The sequence below is a fragment of the Streptomyces sp. NPDC104581 genome (assembly GCF_055583685.1).
Map to the genome: position 1 here is coordinate 35,809 of NZ_JBVJNN010000025.1, position 17,141 is coordinate 52,949.

At 69.5% G+C, this 17,141-nt stretch carries 13 protein-coding genes and 4 tRNA genes; 8 read left to right on the top strand and 9 right to left on the bottom strand.

Translation table 11 applies throughout. From position 1 onward, the window contains the following. Positions 1-28: 28 nt before the first annotated feature. From ACZ61E_RS21025 to ACZ61E_RS21050, 6 genes are all read left to right on the top strand, one after another. A tRNA-Glu gene (locus ACZ61E_RS21025) sits at positions 29-101 on the top strand. A gap of 38 nt (positions 102-139) precedes the next feature. After that, positions 140-214 (top strand) — tRNA-Asp (locus ACZ61E_RS21030). A gap of 22 nt (positions 215-236) precedes the next feature. Then, positions 237-310, top strand: a tRNA-Phe gene (locus ACZ61E_RS21035). 127 nt (positions 311-437) lie between these two features. Then, on the top strand, positions 438-4,394 hold the full coding sequence (gene hrpA, locus ACZ61E_RS21040; protein WP_469701355.1) for an ATP-dependent RNA helicase HrpA: 3,957 nt from the start codon (positions 438-440) through the stop codon (positions 4,392-4,394). A 100-nt stretch (positions 4,395-4,494) separates the two neighbouring features. Beyond that, positions 4,495-4,569: transfer RNA gene (locus ACZ61E_RS21045), tRNA-Asp, on the top strand. A gap of 218 nt (positions 4,570-4,787) precedes the next feature. Beyond that, positions 4,788-5,015: a DUF6274 family protein gene (locus ACZ61E_RS21050; RefSeq protein ID WP_469701356.1), complete on the top strand. Its 228-nt coding sequence runs from the start codon at positions 4,788-4,790 to the stop codon at positions 5,013-5,015. A gap of 415 nt (positions 5,016-5,430) precedes the next feature. Here ACZ61E_RS21050 and bldC read toward each other — a convergent pair whose 3' ends face one another. Together bldC and ACZ61E_RS21060 are read right to left on the bottom strand one after the other, a co-directional pair. Continuing rightward, positions 5,431-5,637: a developmental transcriptional regulator BldC gene (gene bldC, locus ACZ61E_RS21055; RefSeq protein ID WP_003949541.1), complete on the bottom strand. Its 207-nt coding sequence runs from the start codon at positions 5,635-5,637 to the stop codon at positions 5,431-5,433. Between the two features lie 500 nt (positions 5,638-6,137). Next, entirely contained in the window at positions 6,138-6,986 is an 849-nt protein-coding gene (locus ACZ61E_RS21060; RefSeq protein WP_469701357.1) for a DUF8083 family protein, read from the bottom strand. Between the two features lie 153 nt (positions 6,987-7,139). Here ACZ61E_RS21060 and ACZ61E_RS21065 point away from each other — a divergent pair, with 153 nt between their 5' ends. Then, a complete protein-coding gene (locus ACZ61E_RS21065; protein WP_469701358.1) occupies positions 7,140-8,240 on the top strand; it encodes a Leu/Phe/Val dehydrogenase in 1,101 nt (366 codons plus the stop codon). Positions 8,241-8,539: 299 nt separating this feature from the next. Continuing rightward, complete coding sequence (locus ACZ61E_RS21070; RefSeq protein ID WP_469701359.1) at positions 8,540-8,788, top strand: DUF3073 domain-containing protein; 249 nt, start codon at positions 8,540-8,542, stop codon at positions 8,786-8,788. Between the two features lie 98 nt (positions 8,789-8,886). Here the strand turns inward: ACZ61E_RS21070 and purM are convergent, their stop codons facing one another. From purM to purS, 7 genes are all read right to left on the bottom strand, one after another. Continuing rightward, complete coding sequence (gene purM, locus ACZ61E_RS21075) at positions 8,887-9,960, bottom strand: phosphoribosylformylglycinamidine cyclo-ligase (protein ID WP_469701360.1); 1,074 nt, start codon at positions 9,958-9,960, stop codon at positions 8,887-8,889. 144 nt (positions 9,961-10,104) lie between these two features. Then, the gene (gene purF, locus ACZ61E_RS21080) at positions 10,105-11,622 is read right to left on the bottom strand and encodes an amidophosphoribosyltransferase (RefSeq protein ID WP_469701361.1); all 1,518 of its coding nucleotides are present in this window, start codon (positions 11,620-11,622) and stop codon (positions 10,105-10,107) included. Between the two features lie 144 nt (positions 11,623-11,766). After that, positions 11,767-12,591: an META domain-containing protein gene (locus ACZ61E_RS21085; protein ID WP_469701362.1), complete on the bottom strand. Its 825-nt coding sequence runs from the start codon at positions 12,589-12,591 to the stop codon at positions 11,767-11,769. Positions 12,592-12,677: 86 nt separating this feature from the next. Next, positions 12,678-13,472 carry a maleylpyruvate isomerase family mycothiol-dependent enzyme gene (locus ACZ61E_RS21090; RefSeq protein ID WP_469701363.1) on the bottom strand — a complete coding sequence of 265 codons (795 nt, stop codon included), beginning with the start codon at positions 13,470-13,472 and terminating at the stop codon, positions 12,678-12,680. Positions 13,473-13,822: 350 nt separating this feature from the next. After that, positions 13,823-16,081 carry a phosphoribosylformylglycinamidine synthase subunit PurL gene (purL, locus tag ACZ61E_RS21095; protein ID WP_469701364.1) on the bottom strand — a complete coding sequence of 753 codons (2,259 nt, stop codon included), beginning with the start codon at positions 16,079-16,081 and terminating at the stop codon, positions 13,823-13,825. Then, positions 16,081-16,761 (bottom strand): phosphoribosylformylglycinamidine synthase subunit PurQ, encoded by a 681-nt coding sequence (purQ, locus tag ACZ61E_RS21100; RefSeq protein WP_469701365.1) that lies wholly within the window; start codon positions 16,759-16,761, stop codon positions 16,081-16,083. Before purQ ends, purL begins: the two co-directional genes overlap by 1 nt. After that, positions 16,758-17,003, bottom strand: coding sequence for a phosphoribosylformylglycinamidine synthase subunit PurS (gene purS, locus ACZ61E_RS21105; RefSeq protein ID WP_078076409.1), 246 nt, complete (start codon positions 17,001-17,003; stop codon positions 16,758-16,760). The genes purQ and purS overlap by 4 nt, the downstream gene beginning before the upstream one ends. Between the last annotated feature and the right edge of the window lie 138 nt (positions 17,004-17,141).

Sequence of the window (17,141 nt, forward strand, 5' to 3'; positions counted from 1 at the left end):
CGCTGCCAAGCGCCCAGGCGGGCCCTTAGCCCTCATCGTCTAGTGGCCCAGGACGCCGCCCTTTCAAGGCGGTAGCACGGGTTCGAATCCCGTTGGGGGCACGCAACACCGTGTGCGAGACTCGTCTCGCACATTGCTTGGTCCTGTGGAGCAGTTTGGAGTGCTCGCCACCCTGTCAAGGTGGAGGCCGCGGGTTCAAATCCCGTCAGGACCGCTGTGGCTCGCGAGAGCCGCGTGGCTGGGTAGCTCAGTTGGTACGAGCGATCGCCTGAAAAGCGATAGGTCGCCGGTTCGATCCCGGCCCCAGCCACTCTTCTTCGCAAGTTGATACGAGATACCCCTGCCGAGCGTCTCGGCGGGGGTATCGGTCTTCCGGGGACCTGACCCGCGAAATGGGTTCGCCACCGGCCCGGCCCGGGTGAGACCCTGGGCTCGGTATGTCTACTTCCCTCGCCGACCTTCAGTCCCTGCTGGCCGAGGTGTCGCTGCGCGACTCGCAGCGCCTCGGCCGCCGTCTCGAAGGCGTCCGGCGCATCCGCAAGCCGGAAGCCCGGCAGGCCGTTCTCGACGAGATCGCGGCCGAGGCCGGCAGGTCCGCCGAGCGCGTGCGCGCCCGCGCGGCCCGGATGCCGGCGATCACGTACCCCGAACAACTGCCCGTCAGCCAGAAGAAGGACGTGATCCTCGAGGCGATACGCGACCACCAGGTCGTGATCGTCGCCGGTGAGACGGGATCGGGCAAGACCACCCAGATCCCCAAGATGTGCATGGAACTCGGCCGGGGCGTGCGGGGCATGATCGGCCACACCCAGCCCCGCCGGATCGCCGCGCGCACCGTCGCCGAGCGTGTCGCGGACGAGCTGAGGACCCCGCTCGGCGAGACTGTCGGCTGGAAGGTCCGCTTCACCGACCAGGTGAACCAGGACACGACTTTCGTGAAGATCATGACGGACGGCATCCTGCTCGCCGAGATCCAGTCGGACCGCGACCTGCGCGCGTACGACACGATCATCATCGACGAGGCCCACGAGCGCAGCCTCAACATCGACTTCCTGCTCGGCTATCTCGCCCAGCTCCTCCCCAGGCGCCCCGACCTCAAGCTCGTCATCACCTCGGCGACGATCGACCCCGAGCGCTTCTCCCGCCACTTCGGTGACGCCCCGATCGTGGAGGTCTCGGGCCGCACGTTCCCGGTCGAGGTCCGCTACCGCCCGCTCCTCGAGGAGGACGGCGACGAGGGCGACCGCGACCAGATCACCGCGATCTGCGACGCCGTCGACGAACTCCAGTCGGAGGGGCCCGGTGACGTCCTGGTCTTCCTCTCCGGCGAGCGCGAGATCCGTGACACCGCCGACGCGCTCGACAAGCGCAAGCTCCGGCACACCGAGGTGCTGCCTCTGTACGCGCGCCTCTCGCACGCCGAGCAGCACCGGGTCTTCCAGAGACCCGGCGGCGGCGCGACCCGCCGGATCGTGCTGGCGACGAACGTGGCGGAGACGTCACTGACCGTGCCGGGCATCAAGTACGTGATCGACCCCGGCACCGCCCGTATCTCCCGCTACTCCCACCGCACCAAGGTCCAGCGCCTGCCGATCGAGCGGATCTCGCAGGCCAGCGCCAACCAGCGCAAGGGCCGCTGCGGCCGTACGTCGGACGGCATCTGCATCCGGCTGTACGCACAGGACGACTTCGAGGCGCGGCCCGAGTTCACGGACGCCGAGATCCTCCGTACGAACCTGGCCTCCGTGATCCTCCAGATGACGGCGGCCGGCCTCGGCGACATCGAGAAGTTCCCCTTCATCGACCCGCCGGACCACCGCAACATCCGTGACGGTGTCCAACTCCTCCAGGAACTGGGCGCGTTCGACGCCGCGCAGAAGGATCAGCGCAAGCAGCTCACCCAGCTCGGCCGCAAGCTCTCGCAACTGCCGGTGGACCCGCGTCTGGCCCGCATGGTCATCGAGGCCGAGCGCAACGGCTGTGTGCGCGAGGTGATGGTGATCGCCGCCGCGCTGTCCATCCAGGACCCGCGCGAACGCCCCTCGGAGAAGCAGACCCAGGCCGACCAGCAGCACGCCCGCTTCCGGGACGAGACCTCCGACTTCCTGGCCTTCCTGAATCTGTGGCGCTACGTCCGCGAGCAGCAGAAGGCGCGTGGCTCCTCCGCGTTCCGCCGGATGTGCAAGGCGGAGTATCTGAACTTCCTGCGCATCCGTGAGTGGCAGGACATCTACTCCCAGCTGCGCACGGTCGCCAGGCAGATGGGGATGAGGGTCGACGAGCGGGACGGGAACGACGACGTCCCCGCGCCCGACCAGTCCGTGCACATCTCACTGCTGTCGGGGCTGCTGTCGCACATCGGGCTGAAGGATGTGAAGGACGGCGCGAAGAACGAGTACGTGGGCGCCCGCAACGCGAAGTTCGCGGTCTTCCCGGGCTCGGCCCTCTTCAAGAAGCCGCCGCGCGTCATCATGTCGGCGGAGCTGGTGGAGACGTCCCGGCTGTGGGCGCGGGTCAACGCGAGGATCGATCCCGAGTGGATCGAGCCGCTGGCCGGGCACCTGATCAAGCGCACGTACAGCGAGCCGCACTGGGAGAAGGACCAGGCGGCCGTGATGGCGTACGAGAAGGTCACGCTGTACGGCGTACCGATCGTCGAGCGGCGCAAGGTGAACTTCGGCCGGATCGACGCGGAGGCGTCGCGGGACCTGTTCATCCGCAACGCGCTCGTCGAGGGCGACTGGCGGACGCACCATCAGTTTTTCCATGACAATCGCAAACTTCTCGGCGAGGTCGAGGAGTTGGAGCACCGTGCGCGACGCCGCGACATCCTCGTGGACGACGAGACGCTCTTCGACTTCTACGACGAGCGGGTGCCCGGCCATGTGGTCTCCGGCGCGCACTTCGACTCGTGGTGGAAGCACAGGCGCAAGGAGGAGCCCGAACTCCTCGACTTCGAGCGCTCGATGCTCATCAACGAGGCGGCGGGCGCCGTCACGAAGGACGACTATCCGGACTCCTGGCGCCAGGGCCGGCTGAAGTTCCGCGTGACGTACCAGTTCGAGCCGGGGGCCGACGCGGACGGTGTGACCGTGCACGTACCGGTCCAGGTGCTGAACCAGATCACGTCCGAGGGCTTCGACTGGCAGATCCCGGGGCTGCGCGAGGAGGTGGTGGTGGAGCTGATCCGCTCACTGCCGAAGCCGATCCGCCGCCACTACGTCCCGGCGCCGAACTACGCGAAGAAGTTCCTGGAGCGGGCGGCGCCTCTTCAGGAGGCGCTGCCGGTGACGCTGGCGCGCGAGCTCCAGCGGATGGTGGGTGTGCCCGTCACGGCGGACGACTTCGATCCCGGCCGGGTGCCGGACCATCTGAAGATCACCTTCCGGGTCGTCGACGAGCGGCGCCGCAAGATCGCCGAGGACAAGGACCTGGAGGCGCTGCGGATCGCGCTGCGGCCCAAGGCGCGCAAGGCGCTCTCGCAGGCCGCCGCGGCGGTGGCGGGGCCGGCGGGCGAGTCGGTCGAGCGCTCCGGCCTGACCGGCTGGACGATCGGCACGCTCTCGCGCACCTTCGAGACCCGGCGGGCCGGCCAGCCGGTCAAGGCGTACCCGGCGCTGGTCGACCAGGGCGCGACGGTGGCCGTACGGCTCTACGACACGGAGGCAGAGCAGCGGCAGGCCATGTGGCAGGGGACCCGGCGGCTGATCCTGCTCAACATCCCGGTCAATCCGGCGAAGTTCGCCTCGGACACCCTCACCAACAAGCAGAAGCTGGCCCTGTCCCGTAACCCGCACGGCTCGGTCCAGGCGCTGTTCGAGGACTGCGCCACGGCGGCGGCGGACCGGCTGATCGCCGAGCACGGGGGGCCGGCGTGGGACGAGGAGTCGTTCCGCAAGCTGTACGAGCTGGTCCGCGCCGACCTGGTCGATCTGACCGTGCGCACCATCGGGCAGGTCGAGCAGATCCTGGCCGCCTGGCAGGCGTGCGAGCGGCGTCTGAAGTCCACGAACAGCCTGGTCCTGATCAACAACGTCCAGGACGTGCGGGACCAGCTCGCGGAGCTGGTGCCGGCGGGCTTCGTGACCCGCACCGGTCTGCGCAGGCTGCCCGACCTGATGCGCTATCTGGTGGCGGCGGACCGCAGGCTCCAGCAGATGCCGACGAACGTCCAGCGCGACACCACGCGGATGGAGAAGGTCCACGAGATGCGCGACGAGTACGCGTGGCTGCTCGAACAGTTCCCGCGCGGGCTGCCGGTGCCGCGGCAGGCCCTGGACATCCGCTGGCTGATCGAGGAGCTGCGGGTGAGCTACTTCGCGCACGCGCTGGGCACGGCGCAGCCGGTGTCGGACAAGCGGATCGTGAAGGCGATCGACGCGGCGGTGCCGTAGCTCCCCGGGGGGACGGATCCGGTTCGACCGCACCCTCCGACCTGCTGTACAGTCTGACTTCGCAGCCGCCGGTGGGAATCGCGCCGGAGCAGCGAATTCTGGTCCTGTGGAGCAGTTTGGAGTGCTCGCCACCCTGTCAAGGTGGAGGCCGCGGGTTCAAATCCCGTCAGGACCGCAGTGCAGTGAAGAAGCCCGCATTCTCGTGAATGCGGGCTTCTTCGTCGTCCCGGCACGCCGTCCGGGATTTCCGCGTCCGGTGGCCGCGGTTTCCGTCGTCCCGCCCCGGACACGGGCCCCATTGCCGCGTGTTGGGTTGACGGTGCTCCGTGGCGCGGGTACATCAGAAGAGGCCCCCTCCCTGGCGGCGCGGGCCTCGTACCGGGGGTGGTGCGCATGGCGGCATCGGTGGCGAGACACGAGACCCGCGCGCTCCTGCGCGCCCATCTGGCGGCCGCTACGGGCTATCGGCATCTCACCCGGCACTGCGCCGTCTGTCATCGCCTCCAGCGGCTCGCCATGGAGCCTGTCGCACCCGCCGCTCCGGACGCCGGGGACACGAGCGACGGCTCCGCGCCGGACAGCACCCCCGGCACACCGGAAGCGGACTCCGACTTCCACTAGGCGGTAGAGCGGGAGTTGGCAAGGGTTTCGCGCTGTGACGGGTGTCACCACTGACGTTTCCGGAACGGCTGCGCTTACACCTCGCCTACAAGCGGCGAATTTAGTATGTGCAATTGCACTTGCCTCGAAGGGCTCCCCGGCGACCCCCGGGGCCGCACTCACGCCACCCCGACACCACCCCAACTCCCCCTCCACAGCACAAAAAAGATCGCGCTGGACCCGGCGGAGTCCAGCGCGATCGAAGTGACTTGCCCCGTGTCGCGGGGGCGTGGGACCTGTTGGGGCAGGTGCCCGTCATGTGGAGCTGTGCAAAGCTCTGTGAATCAATGTGGAGCTATGGAGCGAGGACGACCGGATTGGGGACCCGGGTGCCCAGTTGGGTTGATTGGTTGTCAGTTGTGCCCTGACGAGGCTTTCAGGCCTCGCTGCGCTGCTGCGGAATACCCGCGAGCAGTGCGCGAACCTCAGCCTCGCGGTACCGGCGATGCCCACCGAGCGTGCGGATGGACGTGAGCTTGCCCGCCTTTGCCCAGCGTGTGACCGTCTTCGGGTCCACGCGGAACATCGTGGCAACCTCAGCCGGCGTCAGCAGCGGCTCGGCATCAGGGGTGCGAGCGGTCATGAGCGGCCTCCTCGGGAGAACCGAACCATCTCGGTTCTTTCCTCTAAATTCTGCACCTTGACCCGCGTTGCCCGAAATGGCGGACGCGGGCCGAGTCGGTTATAGGACGAACGGCTTGTCCTCGGCACTACAACTACACCATCCGTCCAGCCTCGTCGGCCAAACCGATGGAATTGCCCTCTCAGGTGTTCATCAACGACGGAAGCCGATGGACCATGCCATAGCGGACAGTTACGCCGCAGTGACGATCAGTCACAGGAGCAATCAGGAGTCACCAGACCCCCTATAGAGCGCAATGACGAGCATTCCGCCCATACTCGGACGGAAGGAGCCCTCCCCGGACTCCTTGTCCTATTTTGACACGAGGGTGGGTGATGGGCGCAAGAGCCCCGTAAGTGCGGTCCGTCACCCTTGGGGCTTAGCAACCGGATAGAGGCCTAAGTCCCCGGGGCGTGGAACGCCCGTCCCGTCCGGTGGTCCTCCCGGCCCCGGATCCGCCCTCAGTTGGCGAACTGACGGTCCCTGATCGCCCGCCAGCGCTCAGCCAGCCGCTCGTACGCCTCACCCGCGGCCTCGCCGTCACCGGCCCGCAGCGCGGCGATCCCCGCCGCCACGTCCGCCGCCGAACGGTCGTCGGCGAGCTGCGGACCGGTCAGCGCGTGCACCAGCCCCCCGTAGTCGAGCTCGACCAGCGAGCGCGGGTGGAACTCCTCCAGCCACCGGCCCACGTCTATGAGGCCCTCGATGAGCGGCCCCTCGTCGACCGACTCCCGCAGCGCCTTCAGCGCCCGCGCCAGCCGCCGCCGCGCCTGCACCATCGGGGTCCGGTAGCGCAGGGCGGGCGCCGTGGTGCCGTCGGGCTCCCGCGCCCGGTACTCGCGCTCGTCGTCGGCGAAGAGCGTGAACCAGCGCACCGGCACCTGCCAGACCGCCGTCCTGATCCACGGCCGGGCGTCCGGATTGCGTTCGCGCCACTGCTCGAAGTCCGCCGCCGCCTGCCCGCGCACCACCGGCGGCAGCACCGAGTCGAGCAGCGGCTGGGGCAGCGTGTCGACCAGCGACTCCAGGGCCAGCCAGCCGCGCAGCCGGGTGCGCCACGGGCAGACGCACACCACGCCGTCGACCTCCGTGACGAACGCGTCGGCGCTCTCGTGGACGGGCACCGGGACGGGCGGGATGGGCAGCAAGTCGGCCAGGGAGCGCCGGAGTTCGTCCTGCGCGGTCGGCGTGCGCCCCCGGGCCGCGTAACGCGCCCAGTGGCTTCTCTCCGGCTCCGGAAAAGCCGCCAGGGGCTCGTACACGCGCAGGTAGGAGGCGTAAGGGACAAGGAGTGCGGACACCGCTGGCATGGGCCGAATCGTCCCATGCCCGTACCCCTCGGGAGGGTGATCCTCGGCACTGCGTCGGATCTACGTCACGGTAGGACTTACCCTCATGCGCAAACAGTCTCTCCCCACCCCCAGGAGGGGCTACTCACCGCTTCGTACTTGGGAGTCACCACCGTGACCGATGTGACCGGAGCCCCTGTCGCAACCGCCGATGTACTGCACACCCTGTTCCACTCGGAACAGGGTGGCCACGAGCAGGTCGTCCTCTGCCAGGACCGCGCCAGCGGGCTCAAGGCAGTCATCGCCCTGCACTCCACCGCCCTGGGCCCCGGCCTCGGCGGCACCCGTTTCTACCCGTACGCCTCCGACGAGGAAGCCGTCGCCGACGCGCTGAACCTGTCGCGGGGGATGTCGTACAAAAACGCCATGGCCGGTCTCGACCACGGCGGCGGCAAGGCCGTGATCATCGGGGACCCCGAGCAGATCAAGTCGGAGGAGCTGCTGCTCGCGTACGGCCGGTTCGTGGCCTCGCTGGGTGGCCGCTACGTGACGGCCTGCGACGTCGGTACGTACGTCGCCGACATGGACGTCGTCGCCCGTGAGTGCCGCTGGACGACCGGCCGCTCCCCCGAGAACGGCGGCGCCGGCGATTCCTCCGTACTGACGGCGTTCGGTGTCTTCCAGGGGATGCGCGCCAGCGCCCAGCACCTGTGGGGCGAGGCGTCGCTGCGCGGCCGCAGGGTCGGCGTCGCGGGCGTCGGCAAGGTCGGGCACCACCTGGTCGAGCATCTGCTCCAGGACGGCGCCTCCGTCGTGATCACCGATGTACGGGACGAGTCCGTGCACCGGATCACCGAGCGGCACCCCGGGGTCGCCGTGGCCGCCGACACCGACGCGCTGATCCGCTCCGAGGGGCTGGACGTCTACGCGCCGTGCGCGCTCGGCGGGGCGCTGAACGACGACTCCGTGCCGGTCATGACCGCGAAGGTGGTGTGCGGCGCGGCCAACAACCAGCTCTCCCACCCCGGCGTCGAGAAGGACCTCGCCGACCGCGGGATCCTCTACGCGCCGGACTACGTGGTGAACGCGGGCGGGGTGATCCAGGTCGCCGACGAGCTGCACGGATTCGACTTCGAGCGGTGCAGGGCGAAGGCCGCGAAGATCTTCGACACGACGCTTTCAATATTCGCACGTGCGAAGGAAGACGGGATTCCGCCGGCCGCGGCGGCCGACAGGATCGCCGAGCAGCGCATCTCGGAGGCCCGCCTCCGCTGACGTCCGGAAGGGTGGCCGGCCGGCGCGGCGCCACCGCGCCGCCCCGGGGGAGACGAGACTCACCCCGGTCGGCGGGTCGCCCCTCAAGAAGAGGTTAAAATCGCAGCTGACCAGCGGGGACAGCCGTTCCCGCCGGTCCCGCGCCGAGGCGCGTCATGCGGGCGGCGTACCGTATGGCCGCGGAAGCAGGTACCGTTGAAGTCCTAAGGACGGGTCTCTCTGCGGAGAGCTCGTTCTGAAACATGAACGCGTGTCAAGACTCTGGGGCCGTGGAGCCCCGTCACCGAGGGGGTCGAGCCATGGGGCGCGGCCGGGCCAAGGCCAAGCAGACAAAGGTCGCCCGCCAGCTGAAGTACAACAGCGGCGGGACTGACCTGTCGCGTCTGGCCAACGAGCTGGGCGCATCGCCTTCGAGTCAACCGCCGAACGCTGAGCCGTTCGAGGATGACGACGAGGAAGATGACCCGTACGCACAGTACGCGAAGCTGTACAACGACGACGACGAGGACGAGGAGTCCGGCCCGTCGTCACAGCGTCGCGGCGCTTGACGTACGTACACCTCAAGAAATCACTCATGTGACCCGGTCCGGGCTCCCCGGACCGGGTTTCACCATGACACCGGTGCCCCGTCGGCACCGGGGATCCGCTAGCTCGCATAGTCCCCGGTCAGCGCCGCGCCCGTGGACACGCTGCTCTGCCGGTCCACGATGCCGCCGGCCACCCAGGCGTCCACACCCCGGTCGGCGAGCGTGGTGAGCGCGGTGTCCACCGACTGCTCGGGAACGACGGCGATCATGCCGACGCCCATGTTGAGCGTCTTCTCCAGCTCCGTGCGCTCCACCTGACCGGCCGAGCCGATCAGGTCGAAGACGGCGCCGGGTGCCCAGGTCGAACGGTCCACCGTCGCGTGCAGATGGTCCGGGACGACCCGCGCCAGGTTGTTGGCGAGGCCGCCGCCGGTGATGTGGCTGAACGCGTGCACCTCGGCGGTCCTGGTCAGCGCCAGGCAGTCCAGCGAGTAGATCTTGGTGGGCTCCAGCAGCTCCGCGCCGAGCGTACGGCCGAACTCCTCGACCTCCCGCTCCAGCGACCAGCCGAGCCGGTCGAACACGACGTGCCGGACGAGTGAGTACCCGTTGGAGTGAAGCCCGGAGGACGCCATCGCGATCACGACATCACCCGTACGGATACGATCCGCGCCCAGCAGCCGGTCGGCCTCGACCACACCCGTACCGGCGCCGGCGACGTCGAAGTCGTCCTCCCCGAGGAGGCCGGGGTGCTCGGCGGTCTCGCCGCCCACCAGGGCGCAGCCGGCCAGTACACAGCCCTCGGCGATGCCCTTGACGATCGCGGCGACCCGTTCGGGGAAGACCTTCCCGACGCAGATGTAGTCGGTCATGAACAGCGGTTCGGCGCCGCACACCACCAGGTCGTCGACGACCATGCCCACGAGATCGTGGCCGATCGTGTCGTAGACGCCCATCTTGCGGGCCAGGTCGACCTTCGTACCCACGCCGTCGGTGGCCGAGGCGAGCAGCGGGCGCTCGTATCGCTTGAGTGCGGAGGCGTCGAAGAGACCGGCGAAGCCGCCGAGGCCGCCGACGGTCTCGGGGCGCTGGGTCTTCTTCACCCACTCCTTCATCAGCTCGACGGCGCGGTCGCCGGCCTCGATGTCGACGCCCGCGGCGGCGTAGGAGGCACCGGAGGATTCAGCTGGCATGGCAGGGAGCTTTCGTGTCGGTGCTGCGGGGGTTCGGTTCGGGGGCGGGATCCGTCCGTCCGGGACGTGGCTGCGGGCCGCCGCGGCCGGAGGAGGGGTCGCGGCGGGCCGTACGGGCACGTTCACGGCCGCTCACGGCCGCTGTTACGGCCGCCTGAGCGCGTCGGCGGCGTCGGCGCCGCCCGCCAGCTCGGTCTCCAGCAGCTGCTTGCCGAGGAGCTCCGGATCGGGCAGGTCCATCGGGTACTCGCCGTCGAAGCAGGCGCGGCAGAGGTTCGGCTTGGCGATGGTCGTCGCCTCGATCATGCCGTCGATGGAGATGTACGAGAGCGAGTCGGCGCCCAGTGACGTGCCGATCTCGTCGATGGACATGCCGTTGGCGATCAGCTCCGCGCGGGTCGCGAAGTCGATGCCGAAGAAGCACGGCCACTTCACGGGCGGGGACGAGATCCGGATGTGGACCTCGGCGGCGCCGGCCTCACGGAGCATCTTGACCAGGGCGCGCTGGGTGTTGCCGCGGACGATCGAGTCGTCGACGACCACCAGGCGTTTGCCCCTGATGACCTCTTTAAGAGGATTGAGTTTCAGCCGGATGCCGAGCTGGCGGATCGTCTGGGAGGGCTGGATGAAGGTCCGGCCCACATACGCGTTCTTCACCAGTCCCGAGCCGTACGGGATGCCGCTCTCCTCCGCGTAACCGATCGCGGCGGGTGTGCCGGACTCCGGCGTGGCTATGACGAGATCGGCGTCGGCGGGCGCTTCCTGGGCGAGCTTGCGGCCCATCTCCACGCGGGAGAGGTAGACGTTCCGGCCGGCGATGTCGGTGTCGGGGCGGGCCAGGTACACGTACTCGAAGACACAGCCCTTGGGCTTCGCTTCAGCGAATCGCGAGGTGCGCAGGCCGTTCTCGTCGATGGCGACCAGCTCGCCGGGCTCGATCTCCCGGACGTAGGAGGCGCCGCAGATGTCGAGGGCCGCGCTCTCGGACGCCACGACCCAGCCGCGTTCGAGCCTGCCGAGGACCAGCGGGCGGATGCCCTGCGGGTCCCGGGCCGCGTACAGGGTGTGCTCGTCCATGAAGACGAGCGAGAAGGCGCCCTTGGCGTGCCGCAGGACCTGCGGAGCGGCCTGTTCGACGGTGAGGGGCTTGCCGTCGTCGTCCGTCTGCCCGGCCAGCAGCGCCGTGATCAGATCGGTGTCGTTGGTGGCGGCGACGCGGGTCGTGCGGCCGTTCTCCTTGGGGAGGTCGGCGACCAGTCCGGCCAGCTCGGCCGTGTTGACCAGATTGCCGTTGTGGCCGAGCGCGATGGAGCCGTGGGCGGTCGCCCTGAAGGTCGGCTGCGCGTTCTCCCACACCGAGGCTCCGGTGGTGGAGTACCGGGCGTGACCCACGGCGATATGGCCCTGGAGGGAGCCGAGGGAGGTTTCGTCGAAGACCTGTGAGACAAGGCCCATGTCCTTGAAGACAAGGATCTGGGAGCCGTTGCTCACTGCGATGCCCGCGGACTCCTGTCCGCGGTGTTGCAGTGCATACAGTCCGAAGTAGGTGAGCTTGGCGACCTCTTCACCGGGGGCCCAGACTCCGAAGACGCCGCAGGCGTCCTGAGGGCCCTTCTCGCCAGGGAGGAGGTCGTGGTTGAGTCGTCCATCACCACGAGGCACGCCACCGAGTGTAGGCGAGATCGAGCGCTGGTCCGAATGCGGTACGGAAGTGGGCCGTGAGGTGGACGGCAGAACGGGCCGGCGGCGTGTCGCCGCCGGCCCGTTCGGACGGGTCCCCGCTCACCAGGGGGAACCGTGCCCGCACTACTTCGCGGGGGTGCCCGCTGCGGCTCCGAGGCCGTTGCCGTCGGCCGCCTTCAGGGTCAGCTCACGGTGGTGCACCTCATACGTCACCTTCCCGTCGAGCACCTTCAGGAGCTCGGTCTCCAGGGACATCCCCGGCTCCGGGCAGATCTTCTTGGTGGACCTGACCGGCCCGAAGGTGATCGTGGAGTCCGTGGTCTCGGCGGGTGCCGAGAACGTGTTGCAGCCGAGGCTGCCGCTCACGGTGCCGTCCTTGGCGAAAGTGAGCGTCGCCTTTCCGGTCTCGCCCTTCTTGTCCTTGGGCAGCGAGCCGGCCGTACCACCGGAAAGAAGGCTGGTCACGGTCCATCCCGTGCCCACGAGCGGGGCGGGCTTCTGGGCGGACATGGTGATGGAGTCGCCGCCGGCGCCGGTGAGGGTGAGCGTCTTGTCCTCGACCTTGGCCTTGAGCTTGCCCTCGAAGGCGCCGCTGAGCGCCTGCTCGAAGGCGGCGAGCTCCTCGGGACAGGCGATGAGCGTCGTCCGCTTCTCACCGACAGTGATCGTGTCGCCGTCGATGGTGGCCTTGGCACCGATGGAGTTGCATCCGGTGCGGGCCTCGACCTTGCCCTTGGAGTCGATCTCCACGGTGGCCCCGGCGGGGGCCGCGGTCTTCTTTCCGTTGACGCTGAGGCTCTCGATGCTCCAGCGCACGTCGGTCAGGGGCTGATCGGACTGCACGGAGCTGCCGGCCTCGGCCGCCCCGTCGGAGCCTCTGCCGGATTCCGTGCCGCACCCGGCGAGGGCGAGGAGGGACAGGGTCGTGAGGGCGGTGACGATGGTCACTGGCTGTTTCCGCATACCGGTGGGACGAGGCAGGTCCCCGTCCGGTTCCGTACCGGGGCCGGACGCGGCATCCGACCGGGTCCCGGTCAGCTCATGACCGGCAGCAGGGTGGCGAGATCCGCGCGTTCGCCACTGGCGCTGACCTGCGCCGACGCGAGTGCCTGGGCCCATGTCGTACGTCCGGTGGCCAGTCTCAGCCAGGTGAGCGGGTCGGTCTCGACGACGTTCGGCGGGGTGCCGCGGGTGTGCCGGGGGCCCTCCACGCACTGGACGACGGCGTACGGCGGGATCCGTACCTCCGTCGACGCGCCGGGCGCCTTCTCCGCGAGCGCGTCGGCGAGCAGCCGGGTGCAGGCGGCGAGCGCCTGCCGGTCGAAGGGGATGTCGAGCCCGGCGGCCCGGTTCAGGTCGTCGGTGTGGACGACGAGTTCCACGGTGCGGGTGACCAGGAAGTCGCCGAGGCGCATCGCGCCGACCCGGACGCCGATCAGCCGGCCGGCCGGGGCGCCGGGCAGCAGCGCGGTGATCCGGCCGGCCGTGCGCTCGAACAGCTCGGCGGGTTCGGCGGAGGCCGCGTACACCTTGACGTCGTCCGAGATGGGGGTGGCCACCGCGGCGGTGGTGAACGCCCAGCCGGGCAGGCCGACCTCCGCCACGGGCGGTGCGGGCTGCTCCAGCGCCCGGCCGACGCTCTCGACACCCATGCACAGATGCGCGGCCAGCTCCCGCACGGTCCAGTCACCGAGCCCGGCGGGCCGGGCGAGCTGCTCGGGTGTGAGTGCGACGACCGCTTCGCGCACGTGCGCGAACTGGGTGAGGACGGCGGTACGGGTCTTGTCGGAGTCGTAAACGCGCTGCTTGCGCTTCTTGGCCGGTGGCATGCGGGGAGGCTAACGCGACGCCCGCACCGGCTTCACCGGGCGGTCGGCCCGGCACCGTCCTGCGGGGACGACGGGTCTCGGCCACGGTCGCGGGCCTCGCCGCCGCGCCCGGGGGCCACCGCCCGGCGACGCCGGTTCACAGCCGGCCGCGAACCGGGACGCACCGCCACCCGGGCACACCCGGTCCCGAGCCCCAGGGCCGCGGGGTCTTCACCGGGCATAAGAAGGCATCGCCGCCGCGCTGCCGTGCAGCGGGCCGTTCCGGCGGTCGCCGGACGGGACAAGATCGCCGGACGGGCGCCGATGTGCGGCGGCCCGTCCGGCGATCGAGGACGGAGAAGCGGGGACGGTCAGGCCAGCAGTGCCTCGATCGTGCCCTCGTGCGCCGAGCGCAGCTCGCTCAGCGGGATGCTGAACTCGCCCTGGACCTCGACCTCTTCGCCGTCCACCACACCGATCCGCGTCGCGGGCAGCCCCCGCGCGCCGCACATGTCGGTGAAGCGCAGCTCCTCGCTGCGCGGCACGGCCACGACCGCGCGCCCCGCCGACTCGCTGAACAGCGTGGTGAACGCGTCCAGCCCGTCCGGCACGACCAGCCGCGCGCCCTTGCCGCCCCGCAGGCACGACTCGGTGACGGCCTGGATCAGACCGCCGTCGCTCAGGTCGTGGGCCGCGTCGATCATGCCGTCACGGGACCCCGAGATCAGGATCTCGCCGAGCAGCTTCTCCCGGTCCAGGTCCACCTCGGGCGGCAGCCCGCCCAGATGGTCGTGGATCACCTGAGACCAGGCCGATCCGCCGAACTCCTCGCGGGTGTCGCCCAGCAGATAGAGGAGCTGGCCGGTTTCCCCGAAGGCGATCGGCGTACGGCGCGTGACGTCGTCGATCACACCGAGCACGGCGACGACCGGCGTCGGGTGGATCGCCGTCTCACCGGTCTGGTTGTAGAGCGAGACGTTGCCGCCGGTCACCGGGGTGCCCAGCTGGAGACAGCCGTCCGCGAGGCCGCGCGTGGCCTCGGCGAACTGCCACATGACGGCCGGGTCCTCGGGCGAACCGAAGTTCAGGCAGTCGGAGATGGCGAGCGGCCTGGCACCGGAGGCGGCGACGTTGCGGTACGCCTCCGCCAGCGCGAGCTGCGCGCCCGCGTACGGGTCGAGCTTGGCGAACCGGCCGTTGCCGTCCGTCGCCATCGCCACGCCGAGGTTGGTCGACTCGTCGATGCGGACCATGCCCGCGTCCTCGGGCTGCGCGAGCACCGTGTTGCCCTGCACGAAGCGGTCGTACTGGTCGGTGATCCACGCCTTCGACGCCTGGTTGGGCGACCCCACGAGCCGCAGCACCTGCTCGCGCAGTTCCGCCGAGTCAGCGGGCCGGGCGAGCCTGCCCGCGTCGTCGGCCTGGAGCGCGTCCTGCCACTCGGGGCGGGCGTACGGCCGCTGGTAGACGGGGCCGTCGTGCGCCACGGAGCGCGGCGGCACGTCGACGATCTGCTCGCCGTGCCAGTAGATCTCCAGGCGGGTGCCCTCGGTGACCTCACCGATGACGGTCGCGATGACGTCCCACTTCTCGCAGATCTCCATGAACCGGTCGACCTTGTCGGGCTCGACGACCGCGCACATGCGTTCCTGCGACTCGCTCATGAGGATTTCCTCGGGCGAGAGGGACGAGTCACGCAGCGGGACGGTGTCCAGCTCGACCCGCATGCCGCCGGAGCCGGCCGACGCCAGCTCGCTCGTCGCGCAGGAGAGCCCGGCGCCGCCGAGGTCCTGGATACCGGCGACCAGCTTCTCGGCGAAGATCTCCAGGGTGCACTCGATGAGGAGCTTCTCCTGGAACGGGTCACCGACCTGCACGGCCGGACGCTTGGCCGGTCCGGTCGACTCGAAGGTCTCGGACGCGAGCACCGAGACGCCGCCGATGCCGTCGCCGCCGGTCCTGGCGCCGTACAGGATCACCTTGTTCCCGGGGCCCGACGCCTGCGCGAGGTGGATGTCCTCGTGCTTCATCACGCCGATGCAGCCCGCGTTGACCAGCGGGTTGCCCTGGTAGCAGGAGTCGAAGACGACCTCGCCACCGATGTTCGGCAGGCCCAGGCAGTTGCCGTAGCCGCCGATGCCGGCGACGACGCCGGGCAGCACGCGCCGGGTGTCGGGGTGGTCGGCCGCGCCGAAGCGCAGCGGGTCCACGACGGCGACCGGCCGGGCGCCCATGGCGAGGATGTCGCGGACGATGCCGCCGACGCCGGTCGCCGCGCCCTGGTAGGGCTCGATGTACGAGGGGTGGTTGTGCGACTCGACCTTGAAGGTCACCGCGTACCCCTGGCCGACGTCCACGACGCCCGCGTTCTCCCCGATGCCGACGAGCATCGCGTCGCTGGCGGGGGCCTTGTCGCCGAACTGCCTGAGATGCACCTTGCTGCTCTTGTACGAGCAGTGCTCGGACCACATGACCGAGTACATGGCCAGCTCGGCGCCGGTGGGCCGGCGCTCCAGGATCTCGCGGATCCGGGCGTACTCGTCCTCCTTGAGGCCGAGTTCCTTCCAGGGCTGGTCGACGTCGGGCGTCCCCGTCGCGTTCTTGACGGTGTCCAGGTTCTTGATCGTCATCAGGCGCTTACCAGCTTCCTCAGGATCGAGGTGAAGAATCCGAGCCCGTCGGTACGGCCCGTACCGATCAGCGGTTCGACGGCGTGCTCGGGGTGCGGCATCAGACCCACGACATTGCCCGCCGCGTTGGTGATGCCCGCGATGTCGCGGAGCGAGCCGTTCGGGTTGCCGTCCAGATAACGGAAGGCGACCCGGCCCTCGGCCTCCAGCTCGTCCAGGACCGACTCGGCGGCCACGTACCGGCCGTCGATGTTCTTCAGCGGTACGGAGATGGACTGGCCCGCCTCGTAGTCGGCGGTCCACGCGGTCTCCGCGTTCTCCACGCGGAGCTTCTGGTCGCGGCAGATGAAGTGCAGATGGTTGTTGCGCAGCATCGCGCCCGGCAGCAGATGCGTTTCGGTGAGGATCTGGAAGCCGTTGCAGATGCCGAGGACCGGCATACCGGCCTTCGCCTGCTCGATGACCGTCTCCATCACCGGCGAGAATCGCGAAATGGCACCGGCGCGCAGATAGTCGCCGTAGCTGAATCCGCCCGCCAGGACGACGGCGTCTACCTGCTTGATGTCCTTGTCGCGGTGCCAGAGTGCGACGGGCTCGGCGCCGGCGATCCGCACGGCGCGAAGACTGTCGCGGTCGTCGAGTGTGCCGGGGAAAGTGACGACTCCGATACGAGTGGTCACGACTCCACCTTTACGACGAAGTCCTCGATGACGGTGTTGGCGAGGAACGTCTCGGCCATCTCGTGGATGCGGGCGAGGGCGGCCTCGTCGACCGGGCCCTCCACCTCCAGCTCGAAACGCTTTCCCTGTCGGACGTCCGCGATCCCGTCGAAACCCAGCCGGGGCAGTGCGCGCTGCACTGCTTGTCCTTGCGGGTCGAGGATCTCCGGCTTGAGCATGACGTCGACTACGACGCGTGCCACTGGCACTCCCGGTGGTGTGGTGCGGCTGTGTGGTGCGGCTGTGTGCAGCTGTCCGCGGCTGTGGTTCCGCCGGGGAATCCCCCGACCCCCCGAGTGCCTTCAGCGTACCCGCAGCGAAAATCTACGCGGGTAGATATC